The organism is Pseudomonas frederiksbergensis (assembly GCF_001952935.1).
Lineage (GTDB): Bacteria > Pseudomonadota > Gammaproteobacteria > Pseudomonadales > Pseudomonadaceae > Aquipseudomonas > Aquipseudomonas frederiksbergensis.
The window spans coordinates 4,367,718-4,383,465 of the sequence record NZ_CP018319.1 but is presented as its reverse complement, the minus strand read 5'-3'; the positions used below and the strand labels follow the sequence as shown (position 1 = coordinate 4,383,465).

Here is a 15,748-nt window from a genome sequence, read left to right as displayed (position 1 = left end):
TCCTACCGCTGCTGCAGCCCACCCCGTACAAGGCTTTGCGGCATTCCCCCTCGTGACAATCGGTGTGACAAACACCGACAAGTCACCAACTACAGCGAGGCAGATGATGGTGCCGCAGCCCAGGGAATGGACTGTACCTGACTGACAGTCAGGTACGCCCCGGTCATCGCTTCACTGCCTTCACCCGACTCAGGATCTCGCGGCGCTGGTCTCGTCAGCCAGCGCAGTCTCCACCCGCCCACTTCCTCGGAAGTGCTCAGGAGGTCAGATCATGAGATGCCCAAGCTCCCGGTCGTAAAGAGCCGTCAGTCCCACGTTAGTGGACAACCCTCACAGGTCGCAGGGGCCTTGATCCCTGATAACACTCAACATCCATGGCGGGATGACGTGGGGAAGGCTTCAAAGGTTTGGCTTCGAGAGGAGTTTGATCATGGCATTGGTCGGTAGACGGGACGGGCGGAATTTTGGGTATGGACGGCAACTGAGTTATGCCGGGCCGCAGGCTCTCAAAGATCTGTTTGGCGGTGGGCATTACGGGACCGTCAAAGCACACAGTGATCGGTGGCAGGCGTTTGTGCGCTGGTGTCGGTCGGAGGATGGGCCGGGGTTTAACGATGCGCGGCAGATAGATCGGCAGACCTTGCTGGACTATGCCGGACATCTTCGGCAGCAAGTTGAACATGGTTAGCTTGCCATCGCCACCGCGCAAAACCGGCTGTCCAGTGTGAACAGTACTATGGCTGCGCTTCGCGGTGATCAGTATGTGAAAGTGCCGCCCCCCAGCAAGGCGTTAGGATTGCAGCGCACCACCATTCGCACAATGACTCCGCAAGGTCAGGATCGTGATCAGGTCATGCACATAGTCGAAGCGCTCCGCGAACAGCATCCCCGCGCCGCTGCCATCGCGCACTTGGCACGCGTCACCTGTATGCGCTTGCGCGAGGCCATACTGGCCGACCTGCCGCGTCTCAAACGTGAAGCCGAACACTACGGCAAGATCAACATCCAGGACGGCACCAAAGGTGGCCCCTCGGTGGATAACGGTGGATGAGCACATCCGCGACGCACTGGCATTCGCCTTTCAAGTCTCGCCTGACGGTAGCCGCAACCTGCTTGCAGCGAATGAACGCTACCGCGATTTCCAACAGGTACTCGTTCGCCCCACACGGGAGATTCTCCATACGCACAACCTCAAAGGCTTTCATGAACTACGGGCGGCCTTTGCATGCGAACGCTATGAGCAAATCACCCAGCATCCTGCGCCCATCAACGGTGGCAGTTGCTACCAGCTCGACCGACACCTCGATCAGGAGGCCCGAGCACAAATCAGCTATGAGCTGGGGCACGGTCGTATCGACGTAGTTTCGGCTTACATCGGGGGCAGAGCATGAGTAAAGCATTCGATATGGAGCTGTTCCTGACGGGCGTCCTGACTGGATCTCATACCACACGCCAACGCCACCTGCGTCAGGCGAAGGCTATCCAAACAGCAATAGCTGATCGCTGGCAACGCGACAATCCATGGACTTGGCAGCAAAAGCAGCTCGCATGGTTCCTAAATCACCATGTGAGCCAGCACGCTGAATCGACGCGCTATTACTATCTGCTGACCGTGCACTTGCTTGCTCATCGCCTAGGAAAGTCCTGGCAGTTCAACCGCCAGGCGAAGGTCAACAACAGGCACTCACGCACGGCGCGGGTGTTCAGGGACGGATCGCTCCAGTTGACCTGTTCATCACCCGATACGCCGCGCTGCCGACTTGCATCCGCGTTGATGATGCTGGCGTCCACGGCAAATCCTTCGCCTTTGACCAGGCCTGCGTCCATGCAACAACGCAGCACTTCATTGAACAACCAGCGAAACAGATCACTGTCCCGAAAACGGCCGTGTCGATTTTTGGAAAACGTCGAGTGATTGGGTACTTCATCTTCAAGGCTCAACCGGCAAAACCAACGATATGCCAGGTTCAAATGGGCCTCTTCGCACAACCGCCGCTCTGAGCGAATGCCATAGCAATAGCCCACGATCAGCATGCGAATCATCAGTTCAGGATCAATCGACGGACGCCCAATTGGGCTATAGAAATCGGCGAGATAATGGCGCAGGTCGGGCGGTTTATTGCGGCCCCGATTTTGCCCTATTTTTGCCCTAAACCTTTCGCGCATGAGAAGGGTCGAATCGGGGAAACGAACAGCGGCATATGCGTTCGTGAATTCCCTGCCCCCCGTTTCAGTAGCTATCTAGGTCGCTTCCCCTCGACGAAGGAATCGGACCACTCCGACAGAACACTATGCCTGGAGCCTGCGCCTTGATCCATACGACAATTGTGCTGGGGTATTAACGGCAACGGAGGTGAAACGCCCGCATTCACTGGATTTCGTTGCTTCGAGACTATTCAAAAATGCATGAGTGGCACTCAAGAATCTATTGCAACTGAGTGAGACTAACCCGTCAGCCTTTGAGCAGGTGCCGAATACGTACAGGCTTTCCAGCGATATGAAAGTGCCGAGCGGCTGATTCGATTTTCAACTCTGCGCGAGTGACTCTATTGTGATGACGTAGATGATCGTGCCAGGACTCGTCAAAAAACAGCTCTATCCACAGTTGCGGATTTTCGGTGTCCTGCATCAATTGCCAGGAAAAAGAACCATTGCGGTGCCGCATTCTGCGCACTTCTTCCATGGCCTCTTTGAAGGCATCGGCATCCGCCGTGTCAATCTCATACTCGACCGTAATCATGACTGGCCCACGTTCACCATCAACGTCGACACTCATCAATGGTTGAGGCCAATGCAGAGAAGGGGCCAGGTCTTCTGCGCTCAGCGCGGGCAGTTTGACCCACCAGCCCACCGCAACTCCCACCACCATGATTACGGCGGCAAAACTCAGCGATATCGAGATCGAAAGCCAGCTGGCGATCAGCCCCCATATCACACCGCCCATGGCCATGCTGCCAAAGAAAGTCAGAATGTAGACCGCCAACGCCCTGGCCCTTACCCACGCAGGTACCGATGTTTGCGCAGACACCTGAAGGCTGGACAATACTGCGATCCAGGCAGCACCACTGAGGAGCATCACTGGGATAAGCAGATAGAAATCTTGAATCCATGCCAAAGCCAGCAATACTGCCGCATAGATAAGACTGGCCGATGCCACCAGCAGATTGACAGCAACATGACGACGAATTCCGGGCAGAAACATTGCTCCCGCGACCGCCCCGATCCCGACGCAACCGAGCAAGATCCCAAATTGCTCAGCGCTGCCCTTCAGCTCACTTCGCACAATCAGTGGAAGCAAGGACATTCCGGCGCTTGCGCCCAGAAAGAAAGCGAGGGCGCGCACCAGAACTCGCTGCAGGTCTCGTGAACTACGGGCATAGCGCCAACCCACACGTATAGCGCCAAACAGGCGTTCTGCCGGCAATACGGTCTGTTGTGGCGTACGATGCCACAAGGCGAGCACCGCGATAACGCCAAAGAAAGACAGGGCGTTGACGGCAAATGTCGCCCATGGCCCTACCAGGCTGATGATGATGCCAGCGATGGCCGGTCCGAGTGCCCGGGCAACGTTGACCCCCACGCTGCTAAGCGATATCGCGGCGGGCAGATCACTGGCTGGAACCAACTCAGGTGTCAACGCTGACCATGCTGGCATGGTCAGCGCTGTTCCAACTCCCATGGCCAGCGTAAACAGGAGTAAAAGCGTAGCGCTCATCAGGTCCGCAAAGGTGATCACGGCGAGCGCAAGTGCAATGACGGCCATCCCTGCCTGGACAGCCAACAGGTAACGTCGTTTGTCGATGATATCGGCCAGCGCGCCAGCGGGTAGCGCTAGAAGGAACATAGGAGCGGCACCAGCTACTTGTACCAGAGACACCATAAAAGGACTGGCCGACAAGGAGGTCATCAGCCAGCCAGCACCGACTTCATGCATCCACGTCCCTATGCTGGATGCAATGCTGGCGAGCCACAGACTGCGAAACAGTCCATGGCGAAGCGGTTGCCAAGCCGAAGTTGTCGGTGCCAGCACATTAGTCACCTTCTTCTCCCTACAGTTTGCTCAGGAGTGGCCAGCGATGCGACAGACTCGTACCCAATGCCAATTTTCCAGATCCTCCGACAAGAATCGTCGAGAATATGATCAGCAGCAGCCAGGCGAACTGGCCCTCGGCCAGGCTCCAATCGGGATGAACCCAGATAACCGATACAACCAGTAAAAATAGTACAGGCAGTGTCGCAAGGCGCGTCAGAAGTCCCAATGCGATGAATATCGGACAAAACACTTCCGCGAAAATTGCCAGAGACAAGGTCAACCGAGCCCCCATGCCAAACGGGTCTTCGATCAACCCCAGTTCGTGCTCAAAATTGAAAAGCTTAGGCAATCCGTGCACCAGCAACAGCATCAGTACACCTGTGATTCGTAGCCAACACAGCGCCACATCCGGTGCAGTCGTCGTATTCACATCAGATGTAGACATGCTCCATTGCTTCCTCTCAAGGAGTGCGCCTCATCCCCCATCAGGGAAGAGGCGCAATACAGATCAGTGACCTTCCGATGCGTTAAACATGGTTTTGGCATAAATCAAACCAAGACCATAAGCGCCACCGTGAGCGATAGAGGTTTTCACCGTTTCGTTATAGGTGTCGCCGCGAGCCCAGTCACGCTGCAGTTCCAGGAGGTATTGAAGCGAGGTCATTGGACGCGCACCTGCTTGAATCATACGCTCGATAGCGCGCTCATGAGCCTCATCTGAAACGTCGCCACACGCATCACAAATGACGTATACCTCAAACCCTTGGTCAAGAGCCGAGATCGCGGGTCCAACAATGCAGACCGAGGTCCAGAGACCGGCAAGAACGATTCTGCTGCGACCGATCTTATTCACGGCGACGGCTATACGCTCGTCCTCCCAGGTATTCATGCTGGTCCGATCAATCAGCTCCTGGCCGGCGAAGACCGAGGTAATCTCTTCAAACATGGGGCCCGAAAAACTTTTTTCGGCGACGGTGGTAAGAATGGAAGGAACGCCAAACTCCTTCGCTGCTTTCGAGATCAGTGCAGCGTTATTACGGAGTGAGACGGCGTCTATGGATTTAGTCGCAAATGCCATCTGTGACTGAAAGTCGATCAGGATCAGAGCGTGGTTGCCCGGATCAATCAGGCCTTTACCCGGTGCTGCTTTTGCGGTTGCCATAACACTTCTCCAGATACGTTTGAGAGGCGCTATTTTCGGCTTCGTTGGAGCAGAGCGATTGTATGGATGTGCGAATCTGGAAAATTTGTACTGATGGCGCTGCTGTATTTAAAGTCCGTCCTCGGTCCGATCCAGCCGTTCACGCAAGAATTCGATCAGCGCCTGCACCGGTCGCGAGCCCTGACGATGCTGCGGATAGACCGCCGATAACGTCAATGGCTCAGGGCGGAAGTTGTCCAGCACCTGCACCAGCCGCCCGTCCTTCAAAGCCGAACCGACAATGAAGGTCGGCAAATAAGTAATGCCCATGTCGGCGATGGCCGCATCCTTGAGCAATTCACCGTTGTTGACCCGCATCCTTCCGGAGACGTTCACGGCCAATGGTTTGCCCTGCCCTTCGAAACGCCATTGCACCTGACGACCGTGGCCGTAAGGCAGGCAGTCATGACTGTGCAGGTCTTCGGGCTTGACCGGCGTACCGCGCTCGGCCAGGTAGGCCGGGCTGGCACAGTACACCCGCTGGATGGAGGCGAGGCGTCGGGCGATCAGCGTCGAGTCTTCCAGCATGCCGATGCGCAATGCCAGGTCGTAGCCCTCATTGAGCAAGTCCACCGGACGATCACTCAAGTCCACTTCCACCGTGACGTCGCGATAGCGCTGCAAAAACACCGGCAGCAGGCAACCCAAGTGCGCCACCGCGAACGACAGCGGCGCGCTCAAGCGAATGGTGCCGCGAGGCTCGCTGGTCTGGCCGGCGATGCCCTGCTCCACTTGCTCGACATCGCTGAGCAGGCGCAAGGCCGACTCGTAATAACTCTGCCCCAAGGGCGTGACGTCCAGCCGCCGGGTCGAGCGATTGAGCAGCCGCACACCCAGACGCTCTTCCAGTTGCATCAAGCGCCGGCTGACGAACTGCTTGGACAGGCCCAATTGATCGGCCGCCGCGGTGAAGCTGCCGGAATCCATGACCTGGCAAAAAATACGCATATCTTCGAAAGGGTTCATTGTCACGCCTTGGTTGACAGTCAAACATTTTATAGCCGCTTTTTCCTTATTAGACACCTTATTAATCTGTGTCCACGGTGTTGCTGAGGCCTGAACCACAGCGCCAGCAGCAACCTGAACCTTAGGTAATCAACGTCTAACTAAAAAGGATTTACCCCATGAACATCGTCAAAAAATCCCTGACCGCTTCCCTCCTCGCCCTCGCCGTAGGCAACGCCTTTGCCGCTGACAGCCCGGGTGTCGAACACAACACGCAAGCCTTCCTCGAAGCCCTCGCTGCCGGCGGTGGCAAGCCGCTTGAGCAACTGAGCCCGAAAGAGGCCCGTGCAGTACTGACCGGCGCGCAAAATTCGGTGAAGGTTGATCTGTCGGGTGTGGACGTCAGCGACCGTGCGATCAACGTCGACGGGCAAACCATCAACCTGAAAATCGTGCGGCCGGCCAAGGTCAGAGGTGAATTGCCGGTGTTCATGTTCTTCCACGGTGGCGGCTGGGTGTTGGGCGATTACCCGACTCACCAGCGTCTGATCCACGACCTGGTGGTCGGCTCCGGTGCTGTCGCGGTGTATGTCGATTACACGCCGTCGCCGGAAGCGCACTACCCGATGGCGATCAACCAGGCCTACACCGCGACCCGTTGGGTGGCCGAGCATGGCAAGGACATTGGCGTCGATGGCAAACGCCTGGCAGTGGCCGGCAATAGCGTCGGCGGCAATATGGCGGCGGTGGTGGCCTTGATGGCCAAGGAACAGAAAACCCCGGCGCTGCGCTTCCAGCTGTTGATGTGGCCGGTGACCAACGCACAGTTCGACACTGGGTCGTACCAGCAATTTGCCGAAGGCCACTTCCTGACCAAGGGCATGATGAACTGGTTCTGGGACAGCTACACAACCGACGCCGGCCAGCGAGCGCAGATCCATGCCTCGCCGTTGCAGGCCAGCACCGAACAACTTCGCGGCTTGCCCGCCGCCCTGGTGCAGACCGCCGAGTTCGACGTGCTGCGTGACGAAGGCGAAGCCTATGCCCGCCACCTGGATGCCGCCGGTGTGCCAGTCACCGCCGTGCGCTACAACGGCATGATTCACGATTTCGGCCTGCTCAACCCTCTGAGCCAGATCCCCGAAGTGAAGGCTGCGGTTCGTCAGGCCGCCGCGGAACTCAAGACTCATTTGAACTGAGTCCCGCCAAGAAGCCTGCCCTCTGGCAGGCTTTTTCCTGTCTGCCGTCCCTTTTTTCGCCCGGAGTTCCCCATGTCCATTGTCTACGGTCATCCCTTGTCGTGGAGTGCCCTGCTGCTGGTGATCGATGCGCTGATCTGGCATCTTGCGCCGTTCAAGCATCGTGTCACCCGGGTCGGGTTGCGTCTGGGTCTGTTCCTGATCTTCAGTGCGATCATCATCAATGCCGGCGTCAGCCCGTTGCAGGCTCCGGTGTTTGCCGACGACCGCGTTGCGCAACTGGGCGCAACGGCCCTGGGGATTCTCTGGTGGCTGTACGCCGCGCGGGTGCTCACCGAAGTCATCGGTCTGGTGCTGATGCGACGCATTGGTCACAGTGGGCGGTTGCTGCAGGATGTCATCGGCGCGCTGGTGTTTTTGATCGCGATCGTCGCCGCGGCCGGCTATGTGCTGGAGCTGCCAGTCAAAGGCCTGCTGGCGACCTCCGGGATCGTGGCGATCGTCGTCGGTCTGGCGTTGCAGAGCACGTTGAGCGACGTGTTTTCCGGCATCGTGCTCAACACCACCAAACCCTATCAGGTGGATGACTGGATCGTGATCGACGGCACCGAAGGCAAGGTGCTGGACATCGACTGGCGCGCCACCCACCTGCTCACCAGCGCCGGCAGTACCGCGGTGGTACCGAACTCGGTGGCGGCCAAGGCGAAGATCGTCAACCTGAGCCGGCCGAGCAACATGCACGGAGTATCCATCAGCATTCAGGTGCCCAACCACATCCGCCCGCGTCGGGTGCTGGACGCACTGGATCGCACCTTGCAAGGCAGCAGCAGCCTGCTGCTTTCCCCGGCGCCTAAAGCGCTGCTCAAGGAGGCCGGCGAAACCATGTCCGAATACGTGGCCAGCGGTTTTATCGCCGAGCTGGGCAAAAAAAGTGAAGTGCGCAATCAACTGTTCGACCTGGCCCATCGGCACCTGGAAGCAGCGGGTATTTCCCGGCAACTGGATGGTGTGATTGAACCCACGACTCGAGCGCGAGCGTTGCTGGACGAGGTGAAAATCTTCCGTTCCCTGGGCGAGGACGAGCGCGATCGGCTGGCTCAGGCTATGACCCCGCAACAATACGCGGCGGGCCAAGTGGTGCTGGCATTGGGTGAAGTGCCTGACAGTCTGTTCGTGATCGCCACTGGGGTGATCAGCGCCACAGTGCCCGACGACACCGGGCAAACTGAAGCAGGTCGCATGGGACCGAGCGAAGTCATGGGCGAACAGAGCATCCTCACCGACACACCGTCCCAGGCCACTTTCACCACACTGACTTCCTGCATCATTTACCGCATCGACAAGTCCCTGATACGCAGCTGCATGGAACAACGCAGCGAAGTCAGCCAGGCATTGAACAAGCTGCAAGCGGTTCGGCAACAGAACAGCCGACTGGCGTTGATGGCCAAACCGGTGCCGATCAAAAAAGGAGGTTTGCTTGGGTGGTTGCAGAAGCGTTGAGCAATGACCCATAAAAATGCCCGCACAATGGCGGGCATTCATTCGAATCAGCGTTGCGACGGGACTTACTTGGCCGTCAGCGCCGAGTAGCTGTTCATCAGGTTGCGATAGTTCGGAATGCGCGGCGACAGCAGGTTCGCCAGGCCTTCCATGTCGTTGCGCCAGTCGCCTTGCAGCTCGCACGCCACCGAGAACCAGTTCACCAGTTGCGCACCGGCCGTGGCCATGCGCGCCCAGGCAGCCTGTTGCACGGTTTCGTTGAAGGTGCCCGAGGCGTCGGTAACTACAAACACTTCAAAGCCTTCAGCCAGCGCCGACAAGGTCGGGAACGTCACGCAAACGTCGGTCACCACACCGGCGATGATCAACTGCTTGCGGCCGGTGGCCTTCACGGCTTTGACGAAATCTTCGTTGTCCCAGGCGTTGATCTGGCCTGGACGCGGAATGTACGGCGCATCCGGGAACAGCTCTTTCAACTCAGGTACCATCGGGCCGTTCGGACCGTTTTCGAAGCTTGTGGTGAGGATGGTCGGCAGTTTGAAGAACTTGGCCAGGTCCGCGAGGGCTAGCACGTTGTTCTTGAATTCGTTGGGCGAGAAATCCTGGACCAGCGAGATCAGGCCGGTCTGGTGGTCAACCAGCAATACAACGGCGTCATCTTTGTTCAGACGTTTGTACGGAACGTTGCTCATGTGAAACTCCTCGGTAGTTGGATGGTGCTTATGACGCCGGTACGCTTGGCCGGCGCTTTTTTTGATCGTCAGAAGGCAAAACACGAGCAGCCAAAGGCGCCCCAGAAACCAGCGAAATCGCTGACCGGCGCATTCGACAGGCGCGCCCGCTCATGGCTATGGGAATGCACCGCGCACGGCCCGCTGCAATGGTGAACCTGAGCCTGCATCGGCGAAGTCGGACGCCAATGACCCGGTACCTTGATCACCGGCGACCAGTCCGGCAGCACCGGCACACTGGCCGGCCCGAGTTTCTCGAAGTCACCGGCGGCGTACACCACCTTGCCGCCGACCACGGTCAGCACCGATTCGATCCACTTGATGGCCTCTTCCTCGACGCTGAAAAAGTCTGCGGTCAGGGCCACAACGTCCGCCAGTTGGCCGATCTTGATCTGGCCTTTCTTGCCCTGTTCGGACGAGAACCAGGCGCTGCCGTGGGTGAACAGTTCCAGCGCGGTCTGCCGGGACAGGCCTTCGGCGTGCAGCTCCAGACCGCCAACGGTACGGCCGCTGACCATCCAGTACAGCGAGGTCCATGGATTGTAGCTGGACACCCGCGTCGCGTCGGTGCCGGCGCCGACCGGTACACCTTCGGCCAACATGCGCTTGATCGGCGGCGTCGCTTCGGCCGCCTTGGCGCCGTAACGCTCGACGAAATACTCGCCCTGGAACGCCATGCGATCCTGAATCGCAATGCCACCGCCCAACGCCCTCACCCGCTCGATGTTCTGCGGGGTGATGGTTTCGGCGTGGTCGAAAAACCACGGCAAGCCATTGAACGGGATATCTCGATTGACCTTCTCGAACACGTCGAGCATGCGGCTGATGGATTCGTTGTACGTCGCGTGCAAACGAAACGGCCAGCGCTGCTCGACGAGGTGGCGGACCACCGGTTCCAGCTCGTCTTCCATGGTTTGCGGCAGGTCCGGGCGCGGTTCGAGGAAGTCTTCGAAATCCGCCGCCGAGAACACCAGCATTTCACCGGCCCCGTTATGTCGCAGGTAATCGTCGCCCTGGTGCAGGGTGACGCTGCTGGTCCAGTTCTTGAAGTCAGTCAGCTCTTCCTTCGGCTTCTGGGTGAACAGGTTATAAGCAATGCGAATCGTCAGTTGCTGGTCCTTGGCCAACTGCTCGATGACTTGGTAATCATCCGGATAATTCTGGAAACCACCGCCGGCGTCGATAGCGCTGGTCAGGCCGAGACGGTTGAGCTCGCGCATGAACTGACGGGTCGAGTTGATCTGATACTCCAGCGGCAGCTTCGGCCCTTTGGCCAGGGTCGAGTAGAGAATCATCGCGTTGGGACGCGCCACCAGCATGCCGGTCGGATCGCCGTTGGCGTCGCGCACAATCTCGCCACCCGGCGGGTTCGGCGTGTTGCGCGTGTAACCGACCACCTTCAACGCGGCGCGGTTGAGCAAGGCACGGTCGTACAAGTGCAGAACGAACACCGGCGTATCCGGCGCGGCCTGGTTGAGTTCTTCAATCGTCGGCATGCGCTTTTCGGCGAACTGGAATTCGTTCCAGCCACCGACCACCCGCACCCATTGCGGCGTTGGCGTGCGATCGGCCTGGTCCTTGAGCATGCGCAAGGCATCGGCCAGGGACGGCACGCCTTCCCAGCGCAGTTCGAGGTTGTAGTTCAAGCCGCCACGAATCAGGTGCAAGTGCGAGTCGTTGAGCCCGGGGATGACGCAGCGGCCCTTGAGGTCAATGACCTGGGTGCCCGAACCACGCAGGGCCATGGCTTCGGCATCGGTGCCAACCGCGACGAAGCGACCGTCGGTGATCGCCACCGCACTGGCGAGGGGTTTTTCACGGTCAACGGTATGAAATTGGCCATTGAACAGAATCAGATCGGCGTTCATCGCGTTTCCTCAGGTGGAGTGGAATGAGGCTGTCCGGCTTCTAGCCACGGCGCGAACAGGCGCGTCGCCCAGGGCATGAACAGGTACACCACCGAAACCACGATGGTCACGGTGATCAGAAAAGTGGCGACCACGTAATTGGACAGAAAGGTATTGAGCTTGAGCAGCGGGCCCCAGATCAGCGGCACCAGCAAGGTATGCGGCAGGATCACCAGCAACGTCACCACGGCCTGCTTCCAGCGCGGCGGTGGCGAACCGGCATCAGCCTGCGGTGCGAACCAGAATTCCTTGACCGGATTAACCTCGGTCTGGTCCCCATCCGCCAGCATCGGCGCGGCTTCGTTGATCAGCTCCAGCCGTTGCGGCGAATCGAGCCAGCGCTGCATCGCCTCGGTTGAGCAGAAACGCAGCACGCAGGTGAACATGTCCAGGCCGGCGTTCTTGCCGCGAATCACATCCACCCCCAAATGCCCCTCGCTCTGCCCGGCAATACTGACTATCCGCCGCAGCCAGGCTTCATAGGGCACTTCAAAACCGGCTTTGACCCGGTGTTTGACGACCAGGGTCACGACTTCTTCGAAGCCCCGAACCGGGCGGGTGGTTGCAGGGTCGGGGCGATTGGAATCAGGCATAACGGAAGGCTCCGGCGAACCAGCACGAATGAAAAACCACCGGCGTTGATGCGCCGGGACTTGATTCGATAGTGCCGGTGTGAGGGAGGGAAAAATTGAACGTATGTGCTCTCTTTACGAGCGTACTCTCAAGGTGCGGCCAGGATTTTTTTCCCCTACGAAGCCGGAATATTCAGAGGCTCAGACATGAACTGACTAATCCGCGACCGCAACCATCGCTCCGCTGGATCATTATCATGTACCCCGCTCCAGGCCATCGACAACTGCGCCTCATCGATGGGAAACGGCGGATCTTCGGCTCTCAAGGCACAGCCTTCGACCAGCGCGCAGGCGGCGTAGTCGGGAACCGTGGCGATCATTTCGGTGCCGGCGAGCAACGCCCGCAAACCACTGAATTGCGGAACCCCCAACACCACGCGCCGGGTACGACCGACCTTGGCCAGGTCGAGGTCGATATTGCCGCTCAGATCGCCGGAGAACGACACCATAGCGTGGGGTCGCCGGCAGTATTCATCCAGCGTCAGCTCACCAGGCCGGTTGTCACCGCGCAGCACTTTGCAGGGGATATCCCGCAGTTTTTTGCGTTTGGCATTGGCCGGCAGTTCGGTGGTGTAACTGACCCCTACTGAAATCTCCCCGGACGCCAGCAACGCCGGCATCAGCAGGTAATTGGCCCGGCGCACCACCACAATGACCCCCGGCGCCTCCTTTTGCAGTTGGCTCAACAGCGGCGGAAACAGGCCAAACTCGGCGTCGTCCGACAGACCAATGCGAAACACATCACAACTGGTAGCCGGATCAAACTCCTTGGCCCGGCTGACCGCCCCGGAGATAGTGTCCATCGCCGGTTGCAGCTCCTTGAGAATCGCCAGCGCCCGCGCCGTCGGCTCCATGCTGCGACCGTTGCGCAGCAGCAATGGATCGTCGAACAGATCACGCAACCGCCCCAACGCAGCGCTCACGGCCGGCTGACCCATGAAGAGTTTTTCGGCGACCCGGGTCAGGTTCTTTTCGAACATCAGAGCCTCGAAAATCACCAGCAGGTTCATGTCGACGCGGCGCAGATCGTTACGGTTCATAGGCACAGTCTCATTGTGTTTTCAGCCAGACACGTCTGCCAGACTTTACTCGACCTTCGGCACTTTGGCCCCCGATGTTGCCCTGCCCTGCCCGCTCGTAATTGTAGCAATGTGCTGAGTAGGCGCAGATTTTCGCTCGCCGTTAACAGGAGGAATTAACAACGTTTAACTCGCAAGCCAAAGCCCTGCGACCAAGAATGAAGCCCTCTGCGCATACCTGTTTTTTCCAAAAGGGATGGTGCTGACCCACCGTGCAGTGCGCCAGCGCATTCCCACCGACACGGATATTTGTCATGGTCCACGTTCAGCACAACGCCGCCCGCGCGTCAGCCACGCAAACGCGAAAAACCACCACTGGCGGCCTCACTCCCTGGCGGGAAAGCCTGGTCAAACAATTGATCCTCGACCACCTCAGCGAAACCCTGGAAGTCACCGAACTGGCCCGGGCCTGCGCGCTGTCCCGCAGTCATTTCTCCCGTACCTTCAAGTGCAGCACTGGCCTGTCACCCCAGGACTGGATTCGTCGCCAGCGCATCGCCCGGGCCAAGCAACTGATCCAGAACACCGACCTGACCCTGACGCAAATCAGTCTGGAATGCGGCTTCTGCGATCAGGCGCACTTCTGCCACATTTTCACCCGCAGCGAAGGCATCACGCCTTTCGCCTGGCGCTGTCAGGCAGTGCGATCTGCCCCGCCCACCGCAGCACTCGCCGCCCCCTCATATACCACTCAAATTCACGCCCAATGAAAACGCCGAGCGGCATGACCGCTCGGCTTTCAGGGATGACGCCAATCAGGCCTTGATGAACGCCAGCAGGTCGGCGTTGAGCTGATCCTTGTGAGTATCAGTCAGCCCATGGGGCGCGCCGGGGTAGATGAGCAGTTTCGAGCCCTTGACCAGTTTGGCCGAGGCGATGCCGGAGGCTTCGATCGGTACGATCTGGTCAGCGTCGCCATGCACCACCAGGGTTGGCACGTCGAACTTTTTCAGGTCTTGTGTGAAGTCGGTTTCGGAGAACGCCTTGATGCAGTCATAAGCACTCTTGTGACCGGCGGTCATGCCTTGCATCCAGAACCAATCGATCATGCCCTGAGAAGGCTTGGCGTCAGGCTTGTTGAAACCAAAGAACGGCCCGCTGGCGACGTCTTTGTACAGCTGCGAACGGTCCGCCAGGGACGCCTGACGCAGACCGTCAAACACTTCCATTGGCAGGCCGCCTGGATTGGCTTCGGTCTTGAGCATCAGTGGCGGCACCGCGGAAATCAGTCCGGCCTTGGCGACCCGTCCGGTGCCGTGTCGGCCGATGTAGCGCGCCACTTCGCCGCCGCCGGTGGAGAAACCGAACAGCACCGCGTTTTGCAGATCCAGCAGCTCGATCAACTGCGCGAGGTCGTCGGCGTAGGTGTCCATTTCATTGCCGAACCAGGGCTGACTGGAGCGGCCGTGACCACGGCGGTCATGGGCGATGACCCGGTAGCCCTTGGATGCCAGGAAGATCATCTGCGATTCCCAGCTGTCGGCATTCAACGGCCAACCGTGGCTGAAGACGATGGGCTGACCGGTGCCCCAGTCCTTGTAGTAAATCTCGGTACCGTCGCGGGTGGTGAATGTGCTCATGGCGATTGCTCCTTAATTAAGGGGTCGGGGTGTTTGGGTGAATCAAACCGATGGATGGCTCATTCGTTCGGCCAGGCGCGCTACCCGCTCGCCCAGGTGCGCAGCGGTGTAGCGATCTTCGGGAGGTGGCGCATGGTCCGGGGACTGTTCGACATTCGACTGGGCCATGGCCCCCAGGGAACTGCCCAGGCGATTCAATTGCCCATCGAACACGCCAGCGCTGGAGCGCGCCGGCAGCAGGTCGAGGCCGACCCAGATCATCGAGTGCTGAGCGGCGAACACCGCCATCTGCAGCAAGGTGTTGAGCTTGTCGCCACACAGGCAGCCGGAGTTGGTGAACCCGGCGGCCAATTTGTCGCGCCAGGGCTGGGCCAGGTAGAACGACGCAGTAGCCTCCATGAAGCCTTTGAACGGCGCCGAGGCGCTGCCCATATAGGTCGGGGCGCCGAAGATGATCGCGTCAGCGCGGTGCAAGCAGTCCCAGTGCTCGTCCACTTCCCCGACCGGAATCAGCCGGCAGGTACTGCCCAGGTGCCGTTCCACGCCCTGGGCCACAGCTTCGGCCATGACGCGGGTGTGCCCGTAGCCGCTGTGATAGACCACCACCACGTTACTCATTCCGGCATCCTCCAGAAGTGTTCATCCTTTTTGCTGTACGAAGCACAATGACCGGCGCCTTCGGTTGATAGACTTGAAGTATTGGATTTTTGGGCGTAGACCGGACGCAGGACGAGTTAAACGTTGTTAATTTTCAACGGAGCGCCAAAAGACCCGACTCACCCCTTTGCCACCGCCGCGCCCAGCAAATACGGAGCTGCGAACGGTGCCGGAAATGCTGCTGCCGATGCGCACACCGGATAGTCGCTCGGCCACCGCGTTGCGCTGACGAAAAAATCTGCGGAACATGCTCGGATACCGCGTGATAGACGGATGCAAGCAGG

14 protein-coding genes and 3 pseudogenes are annotated in these 15,748 nt (G+C 58.9%); 5 read left to right on the top strand and 12 right to left on the bottom strand.

Features of this window, described 5'->3' with window-relative positions; all coding sequences use genetic code 11:
* The first annotated feature begins 430 nt into the window (after positions 1–430).
* Positions 431–1,391, top strand: a pseudogene (locus PFAS1_RS29955) (integrase domain-containing protein).
* Positions 1,388–1,657 (top strand): annotated as a pseudogene (locus PFAS1_RS29950) (hypothetical protein); the annotation flags it as partial. The pseudogenes PFAS1_RS29955 and PFAS1_RS29950, both read left to right, overlap by 4 nt.
* A gap of 20 nt (positions 1,658–1,677) precedes the next feature.
* On the opposite strand, the pseudogene PFAS1_RS20435 reads toward PFAS1_RS29950, so the two are convergent.
* The 5 genes and pseudogenes from PFAS1_RS20435 to PFAS1_RS20415 all read right to left on the bottom strand — a co-directional run.
* Positions 1,678–2,109, bottom strand: a pseudogene (locus tag PFAS1_RS20435) (transposase); the annotation flags it as partial.
* A gap of 343 nt (positions 2,110–2,452) precedes the next feature.
* A complete protein-coding gene (locus PFAS1_RS20430; protein WP_076031561.1) occupies positions 2,453–4,030 on the bottom strand; it encodes an MFS transporter in 1,578 nt (525 codons plus the stop codon).
* A gap of 19 nt (positions 4,031–4,049) precedes the next feature.
* A complete protein-coding gene (locus tag PFAS1_RS20425) occupies positions 4,050–4,478 on the bottom strand; it encodes a DoxX family protein (protein ID WP_076030321.1) in 429 nt (142 codons plus the stop codon).
* Between the two features lie 63 nt (positions 4,479–4,541).
* Entirely contained in the window at positions 4,542–5,195 is a 654-nt protein-coding gene (locus PFAS1_RS20420) for a hydrolase (RefSeq protein WP_076030320.1), read from the bottom strand.
* A gap of 108 nt (positions 5,196–5,303) precedes the next feature.
* Positions 5,304–6,200 carry a LysR family transcriptional regulator gene (locus PFAS1_RS20415; RefSeq protein WP_076030319.1) on the bottom strand — a complete coding sequence of 299 codons (897 nt, stop codon included), beginning with the start codon at positions 6,198–6,200 and terminating at the stop codon, positions 5,304–5,306.
* A gap of 158 nt (positions 6,201–6,358) precedes the next feature.
* On the opposite strand from PFAS1_RS20415, the gene PFAS1_RS20410 reads away from it, so the two are divergent.
* Together PFAS1_RS20410 and PFAS1_RS20405 are read left to right on the top strand one after the other, a co-directional pair.
* A complete protein-coding gene (locus tag PFAS1_RS20410; RefSeq protein WP_076030318.1) occupies positions 6,359–7,378 on the top strand; it encodes an alpha/beta hydrolase in 1,020 nt (339 codons plus the stop codon).
* A 72-nt stretch (positions 7,379–7,450) separates the two neighbouring features.
* Entirely contained in the window at positions 7,451–8,878 is a 1,428-nt protein-coding gene (locus PFAS1_RS20405) for a mechanosensitive ion channel family protein (RefSeq protein ID WP_076030317.1), read from the top strand.
* Positions 8,879–8,943: 65 nt separating this feature from the next.
* On the opposite strand, the gene ycaC is transcribed toward PFAS1_RS20405, so the two are convergent.
* From ycaC to PFAS1_RS20385, 4 genes are all read right to left on the bottom strand, one after another.
* On the bottom strand, positions 8,944–9,570 hold the full coding sequence (gene ycaC, locus PFAS1_RS20400) for an isochorismate family cysteine hydrolase YcaC (protein WP_076030316.1): 627 nt from the start codon (positions 9,568–9,570) through the stop codon (positions 8,944–8,946).
* A gap of 68 nt (positions 9,571–9,638) precedes the next feature.
* On the bottom strand, positions 9,639–11,477 hold the full coding sequence (locus PFAS1_RS20395) for an amidohydrolase (protein WP_076030315.1): 1,839 nt from the start codon (positions 11,475–11,477) through the stop codon (positions 9,639–9,641).
* Complete coding sequence (locus PFAS1_RS20390; RefSeq protein WP_076030314.1) at positions 11,474–12,109, bottom strand: antibiotic biosynthesis monooxygenase; 636 nt, start codon at positions 12,107–12,109, stop codon at positions 11,474–11,476. The genes PFAS1_RS20395 and PFAS1_RS20390 overlap by 4 nt, the downstream gene beginning before the upstream one ends.
* Before the next feature lie 155 nt (positions 12,110–12,264).
* Positions 12,265–13,188 carry a LysR substrate-binding domain-containing protein gene (locus PFAS1_RS20385; protein WP_076030313.1) on the bottom strand — a complete coding sequence of 308 codons (924 nt, stop codon included), beginning with the start codon at positions 13,186–13,188 and terminating at the stop codon, positions 12,265–12,267.
* A 293-nt stretch (positions 13,189–13,481) separates the two neighbouring features.
* Between PFAS1_RS20385 and PFAS1_RS20380 the strand changes: the two genes are divergently transcribed.
* Positions 13,482–13,937, top strand: a complete 456-nt coding sequence (locus tag PFAS1_RS20380) for a helix-turn-helix domain-containing protein (protein WP_076030312.1) — start codon at positions 13,482–13,484, stop codon at positions 13,935–13,937.
* Between the two features lie 45 nt (positions 13,938–13,982).
* On the opposite strand, the gene PFAS1_RS20375 is transcribed toward PFAS1_RS20380, so the two are convergent.
* From PFAS1_RS20375 to PFAS1_RS29565, 3 genes are all read right to left on the bottom strand, one after another.
* A complete protein-coding gene (locus tag PFAS1_RS20375) occupies positions 13,983–14,807 on the bottom strand; it encodes an alpha/beta fold hydrolase (protein ID WP_076030311.1) in 825 nt (274 codons plus the stop codon).
* Between the two features lie 42 nt (positions 14,808–14,849).
* Complete coding sequence (locus PFAS1_RS20370; RefSeq protein WP_076030310.1) at positions 14,850–15,425, bottom strand: flavodoxin family protein; 576 nt, start codon at positions 15,423–15,425, stop codon at positions 14,850–14,852.
* 126 nt (positions 15,426–15,551) lie between these two features.
* Positions 15,552–15,713, bottom strand: a complete 162-nt coding sequence (locus PFAS1_RS29565; protein WP_156886737.1) for a hypothetical protein — start codon at positions 15,711–15,713, stop codon at positions 15,552–15,554.
* Positions 15,714–15,748: the final 35 nt, after the last annotated feature.

Bases quoted from the DNA above. Each gene is read 5' to 3' on its own strand.
- PFAS1_RS20420 (WP_076030320.1), bottom strand. From the start codon at position 5,195: ATGGCAACCGCAAAAGCAGCACCGGGTAAAGGCCTGATTGATCCGGGC.
- PFAS1_RS20370 (WP_076030310.1), bottom strand. From the start codon at position 15,425: ATGAGTAACGTGGTGGTGGTCTATCACAGCGGCTACGGGCACACCCGC.
- PFAS1_RS20405 (WP_076030317.1), top strand. From the start codon at position 7,451: ATGTCCATTGTCTACGGTCATCCCTTGTCGTGGAGTGCCCTGCTGCTG.
- PFAS1_RS20415 (WP_076030319.1), bottom strand. From the start codon at position 6,200: ATGAACCCTTTCGAAGATATGCGTATTTTTTGCCAGGTCATGGATTCC.
- PFAS1_RS20425 (WP_076030321.1), bottom strand. From the start codon at position 4,478: ATGTCTACATCTGATGTGAATACGACGACTGCACCGGATGTGGCGCTG.
- PFAS1_RS20380 (WP_076030312.1), top strand. From the start codon at position 13,482: ATGGTCCACGTTCAGCACAACGCCGCCCGCGCGTCAGCCACGCAAACG.
- ycaC (WP_076030316.1), bottom strand. From the start codon at position 9,570: ATGAGCAACGTTCCGTACAAACGTCTGAACAAAGATGACGCCGTTGTA.
- PFAS1_RS20395 (WP_076030315.1), bottom strand. From the start codon at position 11,477: ATGAACGCCGATCTGATTCTGTTCAATGGCCAATTTCATACCGTTGAC.
- PFAS1_RS20385 (WP_076030313.1), bottom strand. From the start codon at position 13,188: ATGAACCGTAACGATCTGCGCCGCGTCGACATGAACCTGCTGGTGATT.
- PFAS1_RS29565 (WP_156886737.1), bottom strand. From the start codon at position 15,713: ATGTTCCGCAGATTTTTTCGTCAGCGCAACGCGGTGGCCGAGCGACTA.
- PFAS1_RS20410 (WP_076030318.1), top strand. From the start codon at position 6,359: ATGAACATCGTCAAAAAATCCCTGACCGCTTCCCTCCTCGCCCTCGCC.
- PFAS1_RS20390 (WP_076030314.1), bottom strand. From the start codon at position 12,109: ATGCCTGATTCCAATCGCCCCGACCCTGCAACCACCCGCCCGGTTCGG.
- PFAS1_RS20375 (WP_076030311.1), bottom strand. From the start codon at position 14,807: ATGAGCACATTCACCACCCGCGACGGTACCGAGATTTACTACAAGGAC.